Source organism: Pseudomonas sp. GW821-FHT05D12, from assembly GCF_059419825.1.
Genome location: NZ_JBWKSN010000014.1, coordinates 13869 through 34316, shown reverse-complemented (window position 1 = coordinate 34316; position 20448 = coordinate 13869). Strand labels below are relative to the sequence as shown.

The window sequence follows — 20448 nt, the reverse complement described above, 5'->3', positions numbered from 1 at the left end:
AAACGGCCGACGCTAGGTCGGCCGTGGAAAACAGCCGCACAACTGCGGCTTTCAATTAACGACCCGTCGACTGGTCGAAGGGCCTTGCTCGTCAAAGGTTCGACGATGCAGGTTTATTTGGCACTCAGCGCCAGTTTGGCAACTTGTGGCGCCGGCTGGTAGCCCGGAATTACCTGGCCGTCTGCCAAAACGATGGCCGGTGTACCGTTCACGCCAATGGACTGGCCAAGAGCGAACTGCTTGGAAACCGGGTTGGCGCATTTGGCCGCCTTGATTTCCTTGCCATCGACCATCTTGTCCATGGCCGCTTTCTTGTCGGCCGAGCACCACACGGCTTGCAGCTGCTCGTCACCCGGCGAGCCGAGGCCCTGGCGCGGGAACGCTACATAGCGCACTTCCACACCGAGTTTGTTCAGCGCCGGCACTTCGGCGTGCAGCTTGTGGCAGTAAGGGCATGTGGTGTCGGTGAACACGGTGATATGGGTCTTGGTCTCGCCGATGGCCGGGTAAACCACGGTTTCAGCCACCGGAATGCCGTTGATCAGCTTGGACACGCCCAGGCGCTCGGCCTTCTCGGTCAGGTTGACCGGCTTGCCGTCCTTCAACTGGAACAGGTAGCCCTGGACGATGTACTGGCCGTCGGCGCTGGCGTACAGCACACGGCTGCCCTTGAGCTTGACTTCGTACAGGCCGGCCATCGGGCTGGCGCTGATGCTTTCGATCGGGGTGTCGAGCTGCAGGTTGGCCAGGCTCTTGCGAATCGTTTGCTCGGCAGCGTCATCGGCGACAACAAAAGTGGAAACCAACGCAATGGCTGCGGCGGCAATAATCTGGGTCAAGCGCATGGGAACTCCTGAAGGCAGATGCAGGGACGGGAGCAGAACACCGATATGGAAACTCGGGCTGTGGCCGTCCCCTTTGCTAACCGGCAAAGCCTACCACAGTTGGGCCGCAGGGCAGCCCGTGGCAGGATAAATTGGCGGTTTTCAACCGCGCGGATGGTGCTTGGCGTGCATATCCTGCAAGCGTGCACGCGCCACGTGGGTGTAGATCTGGGTGGTGGACAGGTCACTGTGCCCGAGCAACATTTGCACCACGCGCAAATCCGCGCCGTGATTGAGCAAATGCGTGGCGAACGCATGGCGCAGGGTGTGCGGCGAAAGCGCCTTGCCGATCCCGGCCACCTTGGCCTGGTGCTTGATGCGGTGCCAGAAGGTCTGGCGGGTCATCTGCTCGCCCCGCTGGCTGGGAAACAGCACATCGCTGGGGCGCCCGCCAAGCAATTCACTGCGCCCATCGCGCATGTAGCGCTCGACCCACACGATCGCCTCTTCGCCCATCGGCACCAGCCGCTCCTTGCTGCCCTTGCCCATCACGCGCAGCACGCCCTGGCGCAGGTTGACCTGCTCCAGGGTCAGGCTGATCAACTCGGTCACCCGCAGGCCGCAGGCGTACAGCACCTCCAGCATGGCGCGGTCGCGCTGGCCGATGGCTTCGCTCAAGTCGGGGGCGGCGAGCAAGGCATCCACGTCCGCTTCCGACAGGGACTTGGGCAATGGCCTGCCGAGCTGTGGCATATCGATCTGCAGCGTCGGGTCGACGGCAATCAGTTTTTCCCGCAGCAAATAACGATAAAAGCCACGCACGCCGGAAAGAAATCGCGCGGTGGAGCGCGGCTTGTAGTTCTGCTCAAGGCGCCAGGCCAGGTGATCGAGGATCAGCTCGCGGCCGGCGTTGATCAGTTCGAGGTTTTTGTCCTGCAGCCAGCCATTGAACAGCGCGAGATCGCTGCGATAAGCCTGGCGCGTGTTGTCGGACAGGCCTTTTTCCAGCCACAGGGCGTCGAGGAAGCGGTCGATCAGGGGGTGGTCAATGGCGGGCATGAGGGCTCGGACGCTGAAAAAGTAGGTAGATGCTACCCTAGCTGCGCGCTCTGTAGGAGCCGGCTTGCCGGCGATGAGGCCCGCAACGGCACCGCAGTCCTTGAGGCCGCCAGTGCCGGCAAGCCGGCTCCTACGGGGAATATTTCAGTCCACGAAACCTGGAAGTACCGGCACCGGGCGCTTGTCGGCGTCAATCGCCACAAAGCTGAACACGCCCTGGATCGCCTTCTCACGGCCATCGGCACTCATGCTCTCGACGAACACTTCGACTTCAACCTTGAGGCTGGTGTTGCCGACTTTGATCACGCGGCCGATCAGCTCAACGATGGAGCCGGCCGGGATGGCGTGATTGAAGTCGATGCGGTCAGTGGAAACCGTGACCAGCGGCAGGCGGCAGAAGCGCGTTGCGGTGATGAACGACACTTCATCCATCCAGGCCAGGGCGGTGCCGCCGAACAGCGTGTTGTGGTGGTTGGTGGTCGGCGGGAACACGGCCTTGGTCACGTGGGTGACGGACAGGTCGGTGCGGCGCTGGATTTCTTCAAGGCGAGTGGTCATGGAAAAGTACCGGCAGAGGGACAAATTTCAGGCACAAAAAAGCAGCCCGTAGGCTGCTTTTTTCTGCATCGAGAAGCTGGACTTAAGCCAGTTTTTCCTTGATGCGAGCTGCTTTACCGGACAGGTCACGCAGGTAGTACAGCTTGGCTTTACGTACGTCACCGCGACGCTTGACGGCCATGCTGTCGATTTGCGGGCTGTAGGTCTGGAAAGTACGCTCTACGCCAACACCGTTGGAGATTTTACGAACAGTGAAAGCACTGTTCACACCACGGTTACGCTTGGCGATTACCACGCCTTCGAACGCTTGCAGACGCGAACGGTCGCCTTCCTTCACTTTCACCTGAACGACAATGGTGTCGCCCGGGGCAAAGGTAGGGATCTCTTTGGTCATCTGCTCTGCTTCGAGTGCAAGGATGATTTTGTTAGTCATGCTGTGCTCCTAAGGTAAGTCAATGGACCTACCATCGATACGTTGTTAACTATCGTCCCGCGCGAGGATGTATTCCTCGAGCAGCTTCTTCTCTTCTCCAGAAAGCGAGCGGCTTTCCAGAAGATCGGCGCGTCGTTCATAGGTCCGACCAAGGGACTGCTGTAAACGCCAACGCCGGATGTGTGCGTGATTGCCACTTAGCAATACGTCGGGAACACGCTGATCCGCATACACCTCCGGTCGGGTGTAGTGCGGGCAATCCAGCAAACCATCCGTGAAGGAATCTTCCTCCGCGGAGTCCGCATGCCCTAAAGCTCCAGGCAGCAGTCGTGTAACCGCATCTATCAGGACCATCGCCGGCAGCTCGCCGCCAGACAGGACATAGTCCCCAATCGACCACTCTTCATCGACATGAGCTTCAATAAACCGCTCGTCAATGCCTTCATAGCGACCGGCAATCAGGATCAGTGCTTCCTCATTCGCCAGTTCGCGTACCGCAGCCTGTTTCAGCTGGCGGCCTTGAGGGGACAGGTAAATTACCTTCGCCTTCTCCCCGGCAGCTGCCTTGGCCTCAACCAACGCGTCTTCCAGGGGCTTGATCTTCATCACCATGCCCGGGCCACCGCCAAATGGGCGATCGTCCACAGTGTGATGTCGATCCGTCGTGTAGTCTCGCGGGTTCCAACAGGTAAGCTGCAACAGCCCCTGTTTCACCGCCCGACTGGTGATGCCGTACTCGCTGATGGCGGAAAACATCTCGGGAAACAAACTGATCACTTCAATGCGCAAATTAGCCACGCTTAGAAGTCCGCGTCCCATTCCACCTTCATCTCGCCCGCTGCCAGGTCGACGGCCAACACGCATTGCTCGGTATACGGCAACAGGCGTTCGCGATCATCCAGGCTGCCAGCGCAAGGCTTGACCACCATTACATCATTGGCGCCGGTTTCCAGAAGATGATCGATTTTCCCGAGCAATTGCCCCAGTTGATCGATGACCTTCAGACCTTCCAGCTGGTACCAGTAGTACTCGCCGTCGGTCAATTCAGGGAACAGGTTGCGCGGCACGCAGATCTCATAACCAGCCAGAAGACGAGCTTCTTCACGATCATCAAGACCCTTGAGCTTTGCGACCAGGAACTTGTCGCTCCCGCGTCCACTGACCAGCTCGACCTGTTTCACACTCCCTTCGCGCTTGAGCGTCCAGGTTTTGTACTGAAGCAGGTTTTCAGTCGGATCAGTAAAGGAATACACCTTCACTTCGCCGCGAACGCCATGAACCGAATAAATCTTGCCGATAACGATCAAATCATCAGCAACAGCTGGCGTCGCGTTCATATTGCTCAGGCTGCGGCCTTAGCCGAGTCCTTCAACAACTTGGCAACACGCTCAGAAGGCTGTGCACCAACGCTCAGCCAGTAGGCTACGCGCTCTTGGTTCACGGACAGGCGGACTTCTTGACCACGAGCGATCGGGTTGTAGAAGCCAACTTGTTCCTTGTGAGAGCCGTCACGTGGGTTGCGGCTGTCAGTTACGGTCAAGTGGTAAAACGGGCGCTTTTTGGAGCCGCCAAGGGCAAGACGGATTGTTAGCATGTGAACATCGTTCCTGTAGTCGGTGCTGCAAATCTAAATGCACAGCGGGCATAGGTGCCCGAAAGGCCGCATATTCTAAGGAATATCCGGACTTTTGCAAATGTCTTTTTCTGGCGCCTATCAGCGTGCCACTCAGATCTGCTATAGAGCCGTCGGTTAAAACGGCGAGTCAGCATCCGCCAATGGCGGGTTTGCTGGAGATCCCACATCCCTGTGGGTCGGAGCAGGAGCTGGGCTCCCGCGCGAATTCTTTACATCTTTGGCATGCCGCCGCCGGGCAACATACCGCCCATGCCGCGCATCATCTTGGCCATTCCGCCTTTCGCGGAGAATTTCTTCATCATCTTCTGCATCTGCTTGTGCTGCTTGATCAAGCGACCGATGTCCTGCACCTGGGTGCCGGAGCCCATGGCGATCCGACGCTTGCGCGAACCGCTGATCAGCTCAGGGTCGCGGCGCTCGGCCGGGGTCATGGAGTTGATGATGGCTTCCATCTGCTTGAACTGCTTTTCTGCCGCACCCTGGGCATTGCCCATTTGCGCCAGGTTCACGCCGCCGATGTTCGGCAGTTTGTCCATCAGGCCGCCGAGGCCGCCCATGTTCTTCATTTGTTGCAGCTGGTCGCGGAAGTCTTCGAGGTCGAAGCCCTTGCCCTTCTTCAGCTTTTTGGCCAGTTTGTCGGCCTTGTCCTTGTCGAGCGTGGCTTCGGCCTGTTCGATCAGGCTGAGCACGTCACCCATGCCGAGGATGCGCGAGGCGATACGCTCAGGGTGGAACGGCTCGAGCGCTTCGCTCTTCTCGCCCATACCGATGAACTTGATCGGCTTGCCGGTGATGGCACGCACCGACAGCGCGGCACCGCCACGCGCGTCGCCGTCGACCTTGGTCAGGATCACGCCGGTCAGCGGCAGTGCGTCGCCAAAGGCCTTGGCGGTGTTGGCCGCGTCCTGGCCGGTCATGGCGTCGACCACGAACAGCGTCTCGACCGGGTTGATCGCGGCATGCAGCGCCTTGATCTCGCCCATCATCTCTTCATCGATGTGCAGGCGACCGGCGGTATCGACGATGACCACGTCGATGAACTTCAGCTTGGCTTCTTTAATTGCCGCGTTGGCAATGTCGACCGGCTTCTGGCTCAGGTCGGACGGGAAGAAGGTCACGCCCACTTCGCCTGCGAGCATTTCCAGCTGCTTGATGGCCGCCGGACGGTACACGTCGGCCGATACCACCATCACCGACTTCTTCTTGCGCTCTTTAAGGAAGCGCGCCAGCTTGCCGGCGGTGGTGGTTTTACCCGCACCCTGCAGACCGGCCATCAATACGACGGCCGGCGGCACGGCGCTGAGGTTCAGGTCTTCGTTGGCCGCGCCCATCAGGCTTTCGAGTTCGGCCTGGACAATCTTCACGAAGGCCTGGCCCGGCGTCAGGCTGCGGGACACTTCGGTGCCGACTGCACGTTCCTTGACCGAGTTGACGAAGTCCTTCACCACCGGCAAGGCCACGTCGGCTTCCAGCAACGCCATGCGCACTTCACGCAGGGTGTCTTTAATATTGTCCTCGGTCAGCTTGGCCTTGCCGGTAACGTGGCGCAGCGTCTGCGAGAGACGGTCAGTCAGGTTTTCAAACATGCGCGATCCTTTCAGGCCCTATTCATCGAAATGCATTGGTAGACCGAGGTAATGGCAGCCCAGGCTGTGGTAAATCGCTATTAAAAATAGCGCTCGGCGAGCCTGCGGCGTGGGCAGGTCGCGGATTATAGCGAAGACTGCGTCCATGCACACCCGCTGTCTGGCCCGGGAGTCTTTCGTGGAACGCAGGTGTATGCCAAACTCAGCGCCTTTCGGGCTTGTCTATCAGGATTTATGGTCCCCTTGTCACCCAGTTTGCTACCCAGCCTCGCCGCCGCCCTCTTGTATGCCGCTGCGACCCTCTATCAGGGCACTCGCCTCGCCCAAGGCACCAAGGCCGACAAACGCCTGCTGGTCGGCCTGGGCGTCCTCGCCCTGCTGGCCCATGCCGCGAGCCTGTTCACCCACCTGATGACGCCGGTCGGCCTGGGCCTGGATTTTTTCAGTGCCGCCAGCCTGATCGCTGCTGCGGTGATCGCGCTGACCTTGATGGCCTGCTATCGGATCCCCGTCGAAAACCTGCTGGTGCTGTTATTCCCGCTGGGCGTGCTGACTGTACTGCTGGCGCAATTCGCCCCCACCGGCACCGTGCAGGTGATCGATGAAGAACCGGGCATCCTCGCGCATATCCTGCTGTCGATCCTCGCCTACGGCATGTTCACCATTGCGGTGTTCCAGGCCCTGCTCCTGCTGCTGCAGGACCACCAGCTCAAGCACAAGCACCCGTCCGGGCTGATCAAGAACTTCCCGCCGCTGCAGACCATGGAAAGCCTGTTGTTCGGCTTTCTCTGGGCTGGCTGGACGCTGCTGTCGCTGTCGCTGATTTCCGGCTGGCTGTTCGTCGAAAACCTGTTCGCCCAGCACCTGGTGCACAAGACCCTGCTGGCGTGCCTGGCCTGGGTGGTGTTCAGCGTGTTGCTGTGGGGCCGCAACCGCCTCGGCTGGCGTGGGCACAAAGCGATTCGCTGGACCCTGGCCGGTTTCTGCCTGCTGATGCTGGCCTATTTCGGCAGCAAGCTGGTCCGCGAATACATCCTGCATATCTGACGGGCTGCAATCATGGACAACTTGCCCCTGGAGCCGATGTTCGCGGTAATCGCCCTGCTGGTGTTATGGGCGGCGCTGTTTACCGCCATCGAAGCCGCGCAACAGCACCTGCTGGCCCTGCGCCCCGGCACACGCCAGGGTGACAAGGCCGCCGCCCGCCTGAGTTTCCCCCGTCATAGCCTGATCCTGTGCAACAGCCTGTGCCGCGCCGCGGTGGTGATTCTGTGCACCCTGCTGGCAATTTATGCCTGGGCACAGAACGGCCCGTGGCTCGGCTGGCTGATCTCCTGCGCGCTGTTGCTGATCCTCGCCGACTACCTGCCGCGCGCGCTCGCCACCCGCCATCCGCAAGCGGTGCTGGGTTTTGGCAACACGCTGCTGGGCATACCGTTGAAAATCCTCTATCCGCTGGCCTGGCTGCTCAATGGCATCAGCCTGTTGCTGCTGCGCCCGTTCGCGCGCAAGACCGGCGTGGTGAAAAAAAGCGACGAACCGCTGCCCGACCACGACGACGAGCCGGAACCGGACGCCGACGAAAGCCGCACCCCCGGCATGCCAGGCATCCACGCCCTGGACAACATTACCGTCAATGACATCCTGGTGCCGCGCAGCGAAGTGGACGGCATCAACCTGGATGACTCGATCGAAGCCATCATCGAACAACTGCGCACTTCGCAGCGCACCCGCCTGCCGGTGTTCCACAGTGATATCAACCAGGTCGAAGCGGTGCTCAATACCCGGCAGATCCAGCACCTGCTGCCCGACGCCAGCCTGACCAAGGAAGCCCTGCTCGCCGCCTGCCACGAGCCCTACTTCGTCCCTGAAAGCACGCCGCTGCAGCTGCAACTGCTGAACTTCCACAAACAGCAGCGACGCCTGGGCATGGTTGTGGATGAATACGGCGAAGTACTGGGGATCGTCACCCTGGAAGATATCCTCGAAGAAATTGTCGGCGAATTCGAAAGCGATCAGGCCGCAGACAACCCGCATATCGAAGCGCAGCCCGATGGCCGCTACATCATCGACGGCGCCGCCTCGATCCGCGAGCTGAACAAGAGCCTGGGTTGGCACCTGCCCAGCGATGGCCCCAAGACCCTCAACGGCCTGGTGACCGAAGCGCTGGAGACCATCCCGGATTGCGCGGTGTGCCTGAAAATCGGGCGCTACCGCCTGGAAATCCTCGAGACCGAGGACAACCGTGTGAGCAAAGTGCTGATCTGGCACACCAGCCGCGTGCCCGTCGCCGCCTAGCTTTTCGGCACTGTGCATTCCAATGTGGGAGCGGGCTTGCTCGCGAAAGCGGTGGATCAGTCAGCCCATCTTTAACTGACCCACCGCTTTCGCGAGCAAGCCCGCTCCCACAGTTGATTTGCAGCGTTTGATAGATCGTGACTGAGCCTCTTGTTGGATCCGCAAACCCCTTCCTATAATCGGTGCGGCTTACCCAAGCCCTGCCCGACCGCGTGCTACCCGCACACAGCGCGTCCAGGCACCGCTCTATCGTGTCTGACCGGTGTTCGCTCCCATCCCGAGCCGCCCCGCGCACTGCCCTGATCCATGGGTGTTCGACCAATAATAATCCGCGTCCAAACGCGCAATGACCATCAGGGATACTTCAATGAGCACCGCCTATAACGAGGCCGCAACCGCCGCCCCGACCAACTCGACCGCCCGCGTCGCCACCGCGAGCATCGTCGGCACGGCCATCGAGTTCTACGATTTCTATATTTACGCTACCGCCGCCGCGCTGGTGATCGGCCCGGTGTTCTTTCCGCAGAGCTCTGGCACTGCGCAGATGCTGGCGTCGTTCCTGACCTTCGGCATTGCCTTCATCGCCCGCCCGCTGGGCTCGGCGCTGTTCGGACACTTTGGCGACCGTATCGGGCGCAAATCCACGCTGGTTGCCTCGCTCCTGCTCATGGGCGTGTGCACCACGTTGATCGGCTTGCTGCCCGGCTATGACAGCATCGGCGCCTGGGCACCGATCCTGTTGTGTGTGCTGCGTTTCGGCCAGGGCCTGGGGCTCGGCGGAGAATGGGGCGGTGCGGCGTTGCTGGCGACTGAAAACGCACCGAAAGGCAAGCGCGCCTGGTTCGGCATGTTTCCGCAACTGGGCCCGTCGATTGGCTTTCTCGCGGCCAACGGTTTGTTCCTGATCCTGGCCATGAACCTCAGCGACGAGCAGTTCCGCAGCTGGGGCTGGCGGATCCCGTTCATCCTCAGCGCCGCGCTGGTGATGGTTGGCCTGTACGCGCGCCTGAAGCTGCATGAAACCCCGGTATTCGCCAATGCCGTCGCCAAGCAAGCGCCGGTGAAAGTGCCGCTGGTGGAACTGTTCAGCCAGCACTGGCTGCCGGTCCTGCTGGGCGCCGCCTCGATGGTGGTGTGCTATGCGCTGTTCTACATCACCACGGCGTTTTCCCTCAGCTACGGTGTGTCGACCCTGGGCTACAGCCGCGAGACGTTCCTGGGCCTGCTGTGTTTTGCCGTGCTGTTCATGGGCCTGGCCACACCGTTGGCAGCCTTGGCCAGTGACCGCTACGGGCGCAAGCCGGTGCTGATCGTCGGCGCGATCCTGGCGATTCTGTCGGGCTTTACCATGGAGCCGCTGCTGACCCACGGCTCGACCTGGGCGGTTGCGCTGTTCCTGGCGTTGGAGCTGTTCCTGATGGGTGTGACCTTCGCCCCGATGGGCGCGATGCTGCCGGAATTGTTCCCGACGCGCGTGCGTTATACCGGTGCTTCGGCGGCGTACAACCTGGGTGGGATTGTCGGAGCGTCGGCCGCACCGTTCTTCGCGACCAAGCTGGTGGCGATGGGTGGGCTGAGTTATGTCGGTGGGTATGTGTCGGCGGCAGCGTTGCTCAGCCTGATTGCTGTGCTGTGCCTGAAAGAAACGCGTAACAATGATTTGAACAAGGTCGCCTGATGACGATCATTCCCACGCTCTGCGTGGGAATGTATCCGCTGACGCCCTGCGTCACGCCCTTAAGAGCGGACGCGGCGTTCCCACGCGAAGCGCGGGACCGCTCAACGTGGGATTACAGCTCTACAACAACAGCCTTCGAAGCACGGGTAGCTTTAGCCCGGGCCGCCTCAATCGACTCATCCCGCGCCAACGCCACGCCCATGCGGCGCTGGCCATTCACTTCCGGCTTGCCAAACAGACGCAACGCCGTGTCCGGCTCGCTCAAGGCTGCGCCCAGGTTGGCAAATGCCGTCTGGGTCGATTGCCCTTCCACCAGGATCACTGCCGACGCCGAAGGGCCGAACTGACGGATCAATGGAATCGGCAGGCCAAGAATGGCGCGCGCGTGCAGGGCGAACTGCGACAGGTCCTGGGAAATCAGGGTCACCAGGCCAGTGTCATGCGGGCGCGGCGAAACTTCGCTGAACCACACCTGGTCGCCCTTGATGAACAATTCCACGCCAAACAGACCACGGCCACCCAGCGCCTCGGTCACGGCTTTGGCAACCCGCTCGGATTCCGCCAGGGCAATCGGGCTCATGGCCTGCGGCTGCCAGGATTCCTGGTAGTCGCCCTTCTCCTGACGGTGACCGACCGGCGCGCAGAAGGTGGTGCCACCGACGTGACGCACGGTCAGCAGAGTGATTTCGTAGTCGAAGTCGATAAAGCCCTCGATGATCACCCGGCCTTTACCGGCACGCCCGCCTTCCTGGGCGTAGTCCCAGGCTTTCTGCACGTCGTCGACGCTGCGCAGCAGGCTCTGGCCCTTGCCCGACGAACTCATCACCGGCTTGACCACGCACGGGAAGCCCAGGTCCTGGACGGCCTTGCTGTAGTCTTCGAAGGTGTCGGCGAAGTGATACGGCGAGGTCGGCAGGTCCAGCTCTTCGGCGGCCAGGCGACGGATGCCTTCGCGGTTCATGGTCAGCGAGGTAGCCCGTGCGGTCGGGATCACGGTGAAGCCTTCGGCCTCCAATTCCACCAGGGTGGCGGTGGCAATGGCTTCGATTTCCGGCACGATGAAGTGCGGTTTTTCCGCTTCGATCACCGCACGCAGGGCCGCGCCGTCGAGCATGTTGATCACGTGGCTGCGATGCGCCACCTGCATGGCCGGCGCATTGGCGTAGCGATCCACGGCAATCACTTCAACGCCCAGGCGTTGCAGTTCGATTACCACTTCCTTGCCCAGCTCACCGCAGCCACACAGCAAAACGCGGGTCGCGGTTGGCGACAATGGAGTTCCGATTCGGGTCATCTCAGGTCCTCAGGGGAGCGGATCATTTGGAGAAAGGCCGGCATTTTACATGAACTGTAAAAATTGGCCTCAGTTGGCGACGGCCCGCTTGCGCACACGCCAGGCCATGATCAACCACACCGCCGTGACTCCGGCGAACTTCGACACCAGCGCGGTGCCTGCCACGGCGGGTGTGAGCGCGCCGATCAGGCCGAAGAAGATAAACGTATCGAGGGGAATGCTCAGCGCCGAACTTATCCACAGGCGGTCATGCAGCGGGCGCTTGGTGATGCTGAATACCAGCCAGTCGATGCACTCCGACACCGCGAACGCCGTGGCGCTGGCCAGGGCGATGGAAGGATCGGAGGTGATATACGACAGTACCAGCGCCGCCAGCATGGCGATGATCGCACCATGGCCGAAGCGGGTCTGCACCATGTCACGCAGGACAAACACCAGGCCACCCCAGGCCGACCAGATGACGTCCAGGTGTGGGGCGGTGGAGAAGGCGAAGTTGATCAGCACGACGCTGCTGATGTAGGCGATCAGGAAGAACATGGGGCGCGGGACCTGTAAATAATGCGCACAGGGTAATGCACCACACCCTCTGTGGCGAGCGGGCTTGCCCCGCGTTGGTGTGCGCAGCAGCCCTGAAACCTGCACCGCGGTTCGTCTGATGTAACGCGGCGCGCCTATTGGGGCTGCTGCGCAGCCCAACGCGGGCAAGCCCGCTCGCCACAAGAAGCCCGCTCACCACAAGAAGCTCGCTCGTCGCAACAGTCCACAGCGCAGAGGCCACCGCAAACACGTCAGCCGCCGGACTTCCCCGGCAGCATCCACACCAACCCACTCGCCTTCGCCCGCTCATGGCACAACCCCAGCACCACCCGGCGCTCGACGTTGTCCATGCGGCTCCAGCGCGTGATTTCATCCACGGTGCGCTGGCAGCCGGTGCAGATGTCGTCGTCATCCAGCGCGCAAATGCTCACGCACGGCGAGGCGACGGGGCGTTCTGTCGGGTTCATGCGTCCTGCTCGGCCAGGTCTCGCGCGTAACGCTGCGCGTTATGCACATAGTGCGCGGCGCTGGCTTCGAGCATGCGCTTCTGGGCGTCGGTGAGTTCACGCACCACCTTGCCCGGCGAGCCCATCACCAGCGAGCCATCGGGAATTTCCTTGCCTTCGCCGATCAGCGAATTGGCGCCGATGATGCAGTGCTTGCCGATCTTGGCGCCGTTGAGGATCACCGCATTGATGCCGATCAGGCTGTAGTCGTCGACGGTGCAGCCGTGCAGCATGGCGTTATGGCCGATGGTCACGCCGGTGCCCAGGGTCAACGGGTAGCCCATGTCGGTGTGCATCACGCTGCCGTCCTGCACGTTGCTGTTCTTGCCGATCAGGATCAGTTCGTTGTCGCCACGCAATACCGCGTTGAACCAGACGTTGGCGCCCTCCTCCAGCTTGACCTTGCCCACCAGCGTGGCATTCGGGGCCACCCAGCTGTGTGGGTGCGTCTCGACGCGGGCATCGCCCAGGCGGTATTTCATGGTGTGTCCTCACGGCTGGCCATTCAAGCGATGGCTTAGATATTGATGAAGCTCTTGGGTGGCTGGTGCAGGCTGATCTTGGCGTCGTCATAGAGCAGATTGATCAGCTCCACGATCATGATCGCCGTCAGCCCCCAGATCTTGTATTCGCCGAACCGATAGCTGGGCACATACCAACTGCGGCCCTGGTAATCGATTCTGTGGGTATGTTCGCGCGGGTCCTGTCGGAAAAAGTCCAACGGCACGCTGAAAACGGCAGCAATCTCGGCATCGTTGGCCAGGTATTCAACGTAATCGGGGATAACCCCGACATAGGGCGTGACCCGAATGCCATGCAGGGAAATCAGCGGGCTCAGCGGGCCGATCACCTCGACCAGGCCGGGAGGCAGGCCGATTTCTTCTTCGGCTTCACGCAGGGCGGTGAAGATCAGGTCCGGGTCTTCGGGGTCGCGACGCCCGCCGGGAAAGGCCACTTCGCCACCGTGGGTCGACAGGCCGCTGGCGCGCAGGGTCAGGATCAGCTCAGGTTCGTCACTGCGGGTAATCGGCACCAGCACGGCGGCCTCGGGGAAACGCCCGTCAGTCTCCAGCGTATGGGGTGTGTGATTGCTTACCCGGCGAAGTAGCTCGTCCAGCATGAGTCATCTCGGTCTGTTGGCTACCTTGCATCATGCACCAAAGCGTGCGGGTGCCCAACCCCAAAACCCGCGCGGTGTCGCTAAACGACAACTTGCAGGGCCCTGCCGGCCACGCCAAGATAGACGCACTTTCCAGGAACCCCAGCATGAACTTCTGCAGCCAGTGCGGTAAACCGGTTACCCAACGCATTCCCGAAGGCGACGCACGCCTGCGTTTTGTGTGTGATCACTGCTCGACCATTCACTACCAGAACCCCAATATCGTCGCCGGCACCGTACCGGTGTGGGGCGATAAGGTGCTGCTGTGCCGCCGCGCCATCGAACCGCGCCTGGGGTACTGGACCCTGCCCGCAGGCTTCATGGAAAACGGCGAGACCGTGGAACAGGCGGCCATGCGCGAAACCCTCGAAGAAGCCTGCGCCCGTGTGCGCAACCTGAGTATCTACACGCTGATCGACGTGCCGCACATCAGCCAGGTGCATATCTTCTACCGCGCCGAACTGGTTGACCTGGACTTCGCCGCCGGCCCCGAAAGCCTTGAAGTGCAGTTGTTCGACGAAGCCGACATCCCTTGGTCCGAGCTGGCTTTCCGCACGGTCGGGCGTACCTTAGAATGCTTTTTCGCTGACCGCCGCCAACAGGCGTTCCCGGTGCGCAGCGAGTCTGTGCCACCGCTGTCAAAGCCCGCCCAATAACCATCCGGCAGATCGTCGCCCAAGGGATACCGTTTCAATGCGTTGGTTGCTTGCTCTGATCTGCCTGTCGTTCGCTACGCTGTGCTGCGCCTCCACCCTGGAAACCCTGGGCGGCAAACCTGTCGAAAAAGTCCTGGTGCTCAAATCCGCCCATCAGTTGCAACTGATCAACGACGGCAAGCCCCTCAAGACCTACCGCATCTCGCTCGGCAAAAACCCCAAGGGCACCAAGTTGTTCGAAGGCGACCGCCGCACGCCCGAAGGCTTCTACTGGATCGACTGGCGCAAGACCAGCGACCGCTTCAACCTGGCCATGCACATTTCCTACCCCAATATCAGCGACTCGGCCCGCGCCCGCCGCGAGGGCGTGAAGCCCGGCAGCATGATCATGATCCACGGCACGCCCGACAGCGAAGACTACCCCGAGCAGTGGTTCCATACCCTGGACTGGACCGACGGCTGCATCGGCATGCGCAACGTCGACATGCGCGAAGTCTGGAACCTGGTCAAGGACGGCACCATGATCGAGATTCGGCCGTAATCCTCGACCGCCGGTAAAATAATTCGAAAATAATTCCTGCCCTGCGCAGCCCACTGCCGGTGAATACCAGTTCACCGCGCGGGCTGTGCACTTCTGCGCGCCCTAAAGACCTCTCTAATACCACTTGATACCATGCACCCTTAAGGCACCCTGAAACCGGCACTTGCACCGTTTTGGCAGCATTGACATGGTATTTAAGTGGTATTAGCTTCCGGCCAATACCGGGCGACAACACTCCAATAACCGCATCGGAAACCTTAACGATGAACCCCATCCTGACGCTGCGTCCCGACGACAAACAATCCACGCCGCTGTACCTGCAACTGGCGCGCAACCTGGAAGCGGCGATTCACGCCGGCCAGTGGAAATCCGAGCAGGCGTTGCCCTCGGAGCGTGCCCTCAGCGAGCAGTTGAGCATTTCGCGGGTCACCGCCCGCAAGGCGCTGGAAGTGCTGTTTACCCAAGGCCTGATTCGCCGCAGCCAGGGCTCCGGCACGTTTATCACGCCACGCCTGGAACAGCCGCTGTCGCGCCTGTCGGGCTTCAGCGAGATGTTGCGCCTCAAGGGGTTTGTGCCCACCTCACAGTGGCTGGAGCGCGACATCACCCCGCCGACCCACGAAGAACTGATCCGCCTGGGCCTGTCGCCGACCGACAAGGTCGCGCGGCTCAAACGCCTGCGCAAGGCCGATGATACGGTCATGGCGATTGAGATGACGGCAATGCCCGCCTCCGTACTGCCGCAGCCGCAGGCCATCGGCAACTCGTTGTACGAATACCTCGAAGGCATCGGCAAACCCGTCGTCCGCGCCTTGCAACACATCCAGGCGATCAACGCCTCGGACGAGTTCGCCAAGCTGGTGGGCATCGCCCCCGGCACCGCCATGCTGCTGATGACCCGGGTCGGCTACACCGCCGACAACACGCCGATCGAAATCACCGACACCTACTGCCGCAATGACTACTACGACTTTGTCGCAGAGCTGCGCCGCTATGACTTTGCCGCCGAGCTGCGGCCTTAGAGAACTGCCCATGTCCGAAGACAATATCCTCACGCCCCACGGCTGGATGCGCGGCCGCCTGGTGCACGAGCACGGCAAGGTCACCGCCATTGAAGGCGTGCCTTGCGACCCTGCCGACAACGAGCTTCCCTACCTGCTGCCGGGCTTTATCGACCTGCATGTGCACGGCGGTGGCGGCAAGGACATCATGGAAGGTGCCGACGCCTTCGAGACCATCACCCGCACCCACGTGCGCTTTGGCACCACCTCGCTGCTGGCCACCACCATGACCGCACCGGTGGATGAAATCTCCAGCGTGCTCGGCCAGCTCGGCACCTTCTGTGAGCAGCGTCCTACAGGCAGCGCCCGTGTCCTCGGTGTGCACCTGGAAGGGCCCTACATCAATCCCGGAAAACTCGGCGCACAACCCAACTTCGCCCACACCGCATTGATGGAAGAAGTGGAAGCCTACCTGCGCCTGGCGCCGATCCGGGTGATCACCATCGCCCCGGAAATCGCCGGGCATGACGGCCTGATCCGTGCCCTCAGCCAACGCGGGGTGCGCATGCAGATCGGCCACACGCTGGGCAGCTACGAAGAAGGCGTCGCCGCCCTCGCCGCCGGCGCCACCAGTTTCACGCATCTGTATAACGCCATGAGCCCGCTGCATCACCGCGAGCCGGGCATCGTCGGCGCCGCGCTGGCACACGCGCAATATGCCGAACTGATCCCGGACTTGCTGCACGTGCACCCCGGTGCCATGCGCGTCGCCCTGCGTTCGATCCCATGCCTGTACTGCGTCACCGATTCCACCGCCGCCGCCGGCATGCCCGATGGCGAATACAAGCTGGGCAGCCACACCGTGACCAAGTGCCTGGGCGGCGTACGCCTGGCCGACGGCACCCTGGCCGGGAGCACCCTGACCATGGACCAGGCGCTGCGCAACCTGGTGAAGATCGGCCTGCCTATCAGCGAAGCCTCACAACGCCTGTCGCAATTTCCTGCGGACTACCTGGGCCTGGAAGAACGCGGCCGCCTGCAACCCGGCAGCTTCGCCGACTGCGTACGCCTGGACCGCTCCCTGCACCTCACCGACGTCATGGTCGAAGGAGAAACCATTGTCTTCAAAAATGCTTGAAGAGGCCCTGGCCTCCCGCGATGCCGTTGCGGCGCAACTGCAACGCCTGGACCCGCTGCTGGAAGAAATCGCCGGCCGCCTGCGTCGCCAGCCGCCGCAAGTAGCGATGACCATCGCGCGCGGCAGTTCGGACCACGCCGCCAGTTACTTCGCCTACCTGGCCATGCAGCACGTGGGCATCCCGGTGGCATCGTTGCCGATGTCGGTGGTGACCCTGTTGCAGGCGCCCTTGAAAGTCAGCGGCCAGGTGGCGTTCGGCTTTTCGCAATCGGGGCAAAGTCCGGACCTGGTCAACAGCCTGCGCCTGCTGCGCAAGCGGGGAGCCTTGAGCATTTCGCTGGTGAACGCCGAAGACTCGCCGCTGGAGGCTGCGTGTGAATTCCACGTGCCGCTGTGCGCCGGGCCGGAACTGAGTGTCGCCGCGACCAAAAGCTTTATCGCCACCCTCAGCGCCAGCGCGCAGTTGATTGGCTACTGGAACCAGGAAGCCGATTTGCTCCAGGCCTGCCGTGCCCTGCCCGAAGGCCTGAGCGAAGCCGCCGGGCAGGATTGGCACCCCGCCATCGACGCCCTGCGCGACTGCCAGCAATTGATGGTGATCGGCCGTGGCGCCGGGTTTGCCATCGCGCAGGAGGCCGCGCTCAAGCTCAAGGAAACCTCGGCGATCCAGGCCGAAGCCTTCAGCAGCGCCGAAGTGCGCCACGGGCCGATGGCCTTGATCGATGAAGACTACCCCTTGCTGGTATTCGCCCCCCGCGGCGCCGAGCAGGCCGGCCTGTTGAGCCTGGCCGCCGATATGCGCCAGCGCGGCGCCCGCGTGCTGTTGGCCGCACCGGACGATATCGCCGAGCGCGACCTGACCTTGAGCCGCGCCGAACACCCGAGCCTGGACCCGATCTTGGCGATCCAGAGCTTTTACGTGATGGCCGCCGGCCTGGCTGAAGCGCGGGGCATGGACCCGGACCAGCCGCGTCACCTGAGCAAAGTTACCCGCACTCACTGAGTCGCGTTTTCCTGATGAGTACCGTGCCCATGTCCTACAACAATAATGAATTGACCCTTAGCGCCCCACTCAGTGGTCCGCTGCTGACCCTGGGCAACGTTCCCGACGAAGTGTTCGCCAGCGGCGCCATGGGCGACGGTATCGCCATCGATCCGCTCAACGATTGCCTGCACGCGCCCTGCGATGGCGAGATCATTCATGTCGCCCGCACCGGGCACGCGCTGACGATCCGCGCGCAAAACGGTGCCGAGTTGCTGATGCACGTGGGCATCGACACCGTGGAACTCAACGGCGAAGGTTTTGCCTTGCTGGTCAAGCAAGGGGCACGGGTCAGCAGTGGCCAGGCTTTGGTGCAGTTCGACCTGGACCGCATTGCGCGCCAGTGCAAGAGCCTGGTCAGCTTGATTATCCTGACCAATGGCGAGCGCTTCGAACTGCGTCCGGTGGCCGCGCAAAGCGTCAAAGTCGGTGAACCGTTGCTGCACGTGATACCGCGCTCAACCGCGCCGGGCCAAACCGCTGTGGATAACTCATTGACTGAAGCCAGCGCGAGCGTGCGCATCACCCATCGCGGCGGCCTGCACGCACGGCCGGCGGCGCTGATCCGCAAAACCGCCGAGGGCTTCAGCAGCCAGGCGCAGTTGCATTTCGGCGCCCAGTCGGCCGCCTGCAACAGCCTGATCGGTGTGCTGGGCCTGGGGATCGGCGAAGGCGACGAGGTGCGCGTGACGTGCCGCGGCAAAGACGCCGAGGCCGCGTTGCAGGCGCTGGTCGCGGCGCTGTCAGTCGCGGTCAAGGAGGCCCCCCCGGCGCCGCTCGTCGCGGCCCCACGGCGGGCGAATACCGAAGCCGGTGTATTGCAAGGCGTATGCGCGGCACCCGGGCTGGTCTGTGGCCCACTGTTCCGCCTGGCGGGTATCGAGCTGCCGGCAGACCTCGGCCAGCATCGCGCCGACGAACAACTGCAACGCCTGGACGCGGCCCTGGAGCAGGTGCGCGGCGAAATCCGCAAGACCCTGGACCACGCCCGGCAACGCCAGGCCGTCGAGGAAGAAGAGATCTTCGCCGCCCACCTCGCCCTGCTGGAAGACCCGACCCTGCTGGAAGCCGCCACCGCAGCCATCGAACAGGGCAGCGCCGCCACCCATGCCTGGCGTGATGCAATCCAGGCGCAATGCGCAGTGTTGCTGGCCTTGGGCAAACCGCTGTTCGCCGAGCGCGCCAATGACCTGCGCGACCTGCAGCAGCGGGTCCTGCGCGCGCTGCTCGGCGAAGCCTGGCACGTCGAATTGCCCGCCGGGGCGATTGTCAGCGCGCACGAACTGACGCCGTCGGACTTGCTGCAACTGAGCGCGCAAAACGCGGCCGGTATCTGCATGGCCGAAGGTGGCGCCACCTCCCACGTGGCGATCCTTGCGCGGGGCAAAGGCCTGCCGTGTGTGGTCGCGTTAGGGGCAGAAGTGCTCGATGTGCCGCAAGGCCAGCGCGTGGTGCTCGACGCCGGCAACGGTCGCCTGGAACTGGCGCCCAGCGAAGCGCGCCACGCCGAAGTGCACCAGATTCGCGACGTGCAGCAACGCCGTCGCCAGCAGCAACAGGCCCAGGCCGGGCAACCGGCGCACACCCTCGATGGCGTGAGCATCGAGGTAGCGGCCAATGTTGCCTCCAGCGCCGAGGCCCAACTGGCCTTTGCGAACGGCGCCGACGGTGTTGGCCTGCTGCGCACCGAATTCCTCTTCGTTGACCGCCGCACTGCGCCGGACGAACAGGAACAGCGCCAGGCCTATCAAGCCGTGCTGGATGCGATGGGCGACAAGTCGGTGATCATCCGCACCATCGACGTCGGCGGTGACAAGCAGCTCGACTACCTGCCGCTGCCTGTTGAGGCCAACCCGGTGCTGGGCCTGCGCGGGATTCGCATGGCCCAGCTGCGCCCGGAATTGCTCGACCAGCAGCTGCGCGCGTTGCTGCAAGTCAGCCCGCTGGAGCGCTGCCGCATCCTGCTGCCGATGGTCAGCGAGGTCGACGAACTGCTGCAGATCCGCCAGCGCCTGGATGAGCTGTGCGCTGAGCTGGAACTGACCCAACGCCCGGAGCTGGGGGTCATGATCGAAGTGCCCGCCGCCGCGCTGATGGCCGAGCAGTTGGCCAAGCATGCGGACTTTCTGTCCATCGGCACCAATGACCTGTCCCAGTACACCCTGGCCATGGACCGCGACCACGCCGGCCTCGCCGCGCGGGTCGATGCCTTGCACCCGGCCTTGCTGCGGTTGATCCACCAGACGTGCGTTGGCGCCGCCAAGCATGGGCGTTGGGTTGGGGTATGTGGCGCCCTGGCATCCGACCCGCTGGCGACGCCGGTCCTGGTCGGCCTGGGGGTCAGCGAGCTGTCGGTGAGTGCGCCGCAAATCGGAGAAATCAAGGACCGTGTCCGTCACCTGGACGCGGCGCAATGCCGGCAACTGAGCCAAGGGCTGCTCGACCTGAGCAGTGCCAGGGCGGTTCGCCAAGCCTGTCAACACCACTGGCCGCTGAGCTGAC

General features: G+C 62.4%; 22 protein-coding genes. 9 read left to right on the top strand and 13 right to left on the bottom strand.

Annotation, left to right across the window (positions count from 1 at the left end):
- Positions 1-113: 113 nt before the first annotated feature.
- The 8 genes from AC07SI_RS24105 to ffh form a co-directional block, all read right to left on the bottom strand.
- A complete protein-coding gene (locus tag AC07SI_RS24105; RefSeq protein WP_064053737.1) occupies positions 114-845 on the bottom strand; it encodes a thioredoxin fold domain-containing protein in 732 nt (243 codons plus the stop codon).
- Between the two features lie 141 nt (positions 846-986).
- Entirely contained in the window at positions 987-1883 is an 897-nt protein-coding gene (gene xerD, locus AC07SI_RS24100; protein WP_065908700.1) for a site-specific tyrosine recombinase XerD, read from the bottom strand.
- A gap of 144 nt (positions 1884-2027) precedes the next feature.
- Entirely contained in the window at positions 2028-2441 is a 414-nt protein-coding gene (locus tag AC07SI_RS24095; RefSeq protein WP_003193963.1) for an acyl-CoA thioesterase, read from the bottom strand.
- 82 nt (positions 2442-2523) lie between these two features.
- Entirely contained in the window at positions 2524-2874 is a 351-nt protein-coding gene (gene rplS, locus AC07SI_RS24090) for a 50S ribosomal protein L19 (protein ID WP_003175895.1), read from the bottom strand.
- A gap of 45 nt (positions 2875-2919) precedes the next feature.
- The gene (gene trmD / locus AC07SI_RS24085; protein WP_177343966.1) at positions 2920-3693 is read right to left on the bottom strand and encodes a tRNA (guanosine(37)-N1)-methyltransferase TrmD; all 774 of its coding nucleotides are present in this window, start codon (positions 3691-3693) and stop codon (positions 2920-2922) included.
- On the bottom strand, positions 3675-4211 hold the full coding sequence (rimM, locus tag AC07SI_RS24080; protein WP_003175898.1) for a ribosome maturation factor RimM: 537 nt from the start codon (positions 4209-4211) through the stop codon (positions 3675-3677). Before rimM ends, trmD begins: the two co-directional genes overlap by 19 nt.
- Before the next feature lie 5 nt (positions 4212-4216).
- Positions 4217-4468, bottom strand: a complete 252-nt coding sequence (gene rpsP / locus AC07SI_RS24075) for a 30S ribosomal protein S16 (RefSeq protein ID WP_016971935.1) — start codon at positions 4466-4468, stop codon at positions 4217-4219.
- A gap of 251 nt (positions 4469-4719) precedes the next feature.
- A complete protein-coding gene (gene ffh, locus AC07SI_RS24070) occupies positions 4720-6096 on the bottom strand; it encodes a signal recognition particle protein (protein WP_003193965.1) in 1377 nt (458 codons plus the stop codon).
- A gap of 234 nt (positions 6097-6330) precedes the next feature.
- Between ffh and AC07SI_RS24065 the strand changes: the two genes are divergently transcribed.
- The 3 genes from AC07SI_RS24065 (at position 6331) to AC07SI_RS24055 (ending at position 10072) form a co-directional block, all read left to right on the top strand.
- Entirely contained in the window at positions 6331-7143 is an 813-nt protein-coding gene (locus tag AC07SI_RS24065; RefSeq protein WP_065908699.1) for a cytochrome C assembly family protein, read from the top strand.
- Between the two features lie 12 nt (positions 7144-7155).
- The gene (locus tag AC07SI_RS24060; RefSeq protein WP_106802704.1) at positions 7156-8394 is read left to right on the top strand and encodes a transporter associated domain-containing protein; all 1239 of its coding nucleotides are present in this window, start codon (positions 7156-7158) and stop codon (positions 8392-8394) included.
- Between the two features lie 367 nt (positions 8395-8761).
- Positions 8762-10072 (top strand): MFS transporter, encoded by a 1311-nt coding sequence (locus AC07SI_RS24055; RefSeq protein ID WP_495006643.1) that lies wholly within the window; start codon positions 8762-8764, stop codon positions 10070-10072.
- 112 nt (positions 10073-10184) lie between these two features.
- On the opposite strand, the gene purT is transcribed toward AC07SI_RS24055, so the two are convergent.
- The 5 genes from purT to AC07SI_RS24030 all read right to left on the bottom strand — a co-directional run bounded on the left by purT (position 10185) and on the right by AC07SI_RS24030 (position 13529).
- Complete coding sequence (gene purT, locus AC07SI_RS24050) at positions 10185-11366, bottom strand: formate-dependent phosphoribosylglycinamide formyltransferase (protein ID WP_078050076.1); 1182 nt, start codon at positions 11364-11366, stop codon at positions 10185-10187.
- A 69-nt stretch (positions 11367-11435) separates the two neighbouring features.
- The gene (locus AC07SI_RS24045; RefSeq protein ID WP_065908691.1) at positions 11436-11903 is read right to left on the bottom strand and encodes a preQ0 transporter; all 468 of its coding nucleotides are present in this window, start codon (positions 11901-11903) and stop codon (positions 11436-11438) included.
- 251 nt (positions 11904-12154) lie between these two features.
- Positions 12155-12370, bottom strand: a complete 216-nt coding sequence (locus AC07SI_RS24040; RefSeq protein WP_495006642.1) for a DUF1289 domain-containing protein — start codon at positions 12368-12370, stop codon at positions 12155-12157.
- Positions 12367-12891 (bottom strand): gamma carbonic anhydrase family protein, encoded by a 525-nt coding sequence (locus tag AC07SI_RS24035; protein WP_065908687.1) that lies wholly within the window; start codon positions 12889-12891, stop codon positions 12367-12369. The genes AC07SI_RS24040 and AC07SI_RS24035 overlap by 4 nt, the downstream gene beginning before the upstream one ends.
- Before the next feature lie 35 nt (positions 12892-12926).
- Positions 12927-13529: a CoA pyrophosphatase gene (locus tag AC07SI_RS24030; RefSeq protein ID WP_016971944.1), complete on the bottom strand. Its 603-nt coding sequence runs from the start codon at positions 13527-13529 to the stop codon at positions 12927-12929.
- Between the two features lie 146 nt (positions 13530-13675).
- Here AC07SI_RS24030 and AC07SI_RS24025 point away from each other — a divergent pair, with 146 nt between their 5' ends.
- The 6 genes from AC07SI_RS24025 (at position 13676) to ptsP (ending at position 20447) form a co-directional block, all read left to right on the top strand.
- Positions 13676-14224 carry an NUDIX hydrolase gene (locus tag AC07SI_RS24025; protein ID WP_065908685.1) on the top strand — a complete coding sequence of 183 codons (549 nt, stop codon included), beginning with the start codon at positions 13676-13678 and terminating at the stop codon, positions 14222-14224.
- A gap of 37 nt (positions 14225-14261) precedes the next feature.
- Complete coding sequence (locus AC07SI_RS24020; protein ID WP_201145824.1) at positions 14262-14765, top strand: L,D-transpeptidase family protein; 504 nt, start codon at positions 14262-14264, stop codon at positions 14763-14765.
- Between the two features lie 263 nt (positions 14766-15028).
- Positions 15029-15787 (top strand): GntR family transcriptional regulator, encoded by a 759-nt coding sequence (locus AC07SI_RS24015; protein WP_065908681.1) that lies wholly within the window; start codon positions 15029-15031, stop codon positions 15785-15787.
- A gap of 10 nt (positions 15788-15797) precedes the next feature.
- Entirely contained in the window at positions 15798-16904 is a 1107-nt protein-coding gene (gene nagA, locus AC07SI_RS24010) for an N-acetylglucosamine-6-phosphate deacetylase (protein WP_065908679.1), read from the top strand.
- A complete protein-coding gene (locus tag AC07SI_RS24005) occupies positions 16885-17907 on the top strand; it encodes an SIS domain-containing protein (RefSeq protein WP_495006641.1) in 1023 nt (340 codons plus the stop codon). The genes nagA and AC07SI_RS24005 overlap by 20 nt, the downstream gene beginning before the upstream one ends.
- A gap of 29 nt (positions 17908-17936) precedes the next feature.
- A complete protein-coding gene (ptsP, locus tag AC07SI_RS24000; protein WP_495006640.1) occupies positions 17937-20447 on the top strand; it encodes a phosphoenolpyruvate--protein phosphotransferase in 2511 nt (836 codons plus the stop codon).
- Position 20448: the final 1 nt, after the last annotated feature.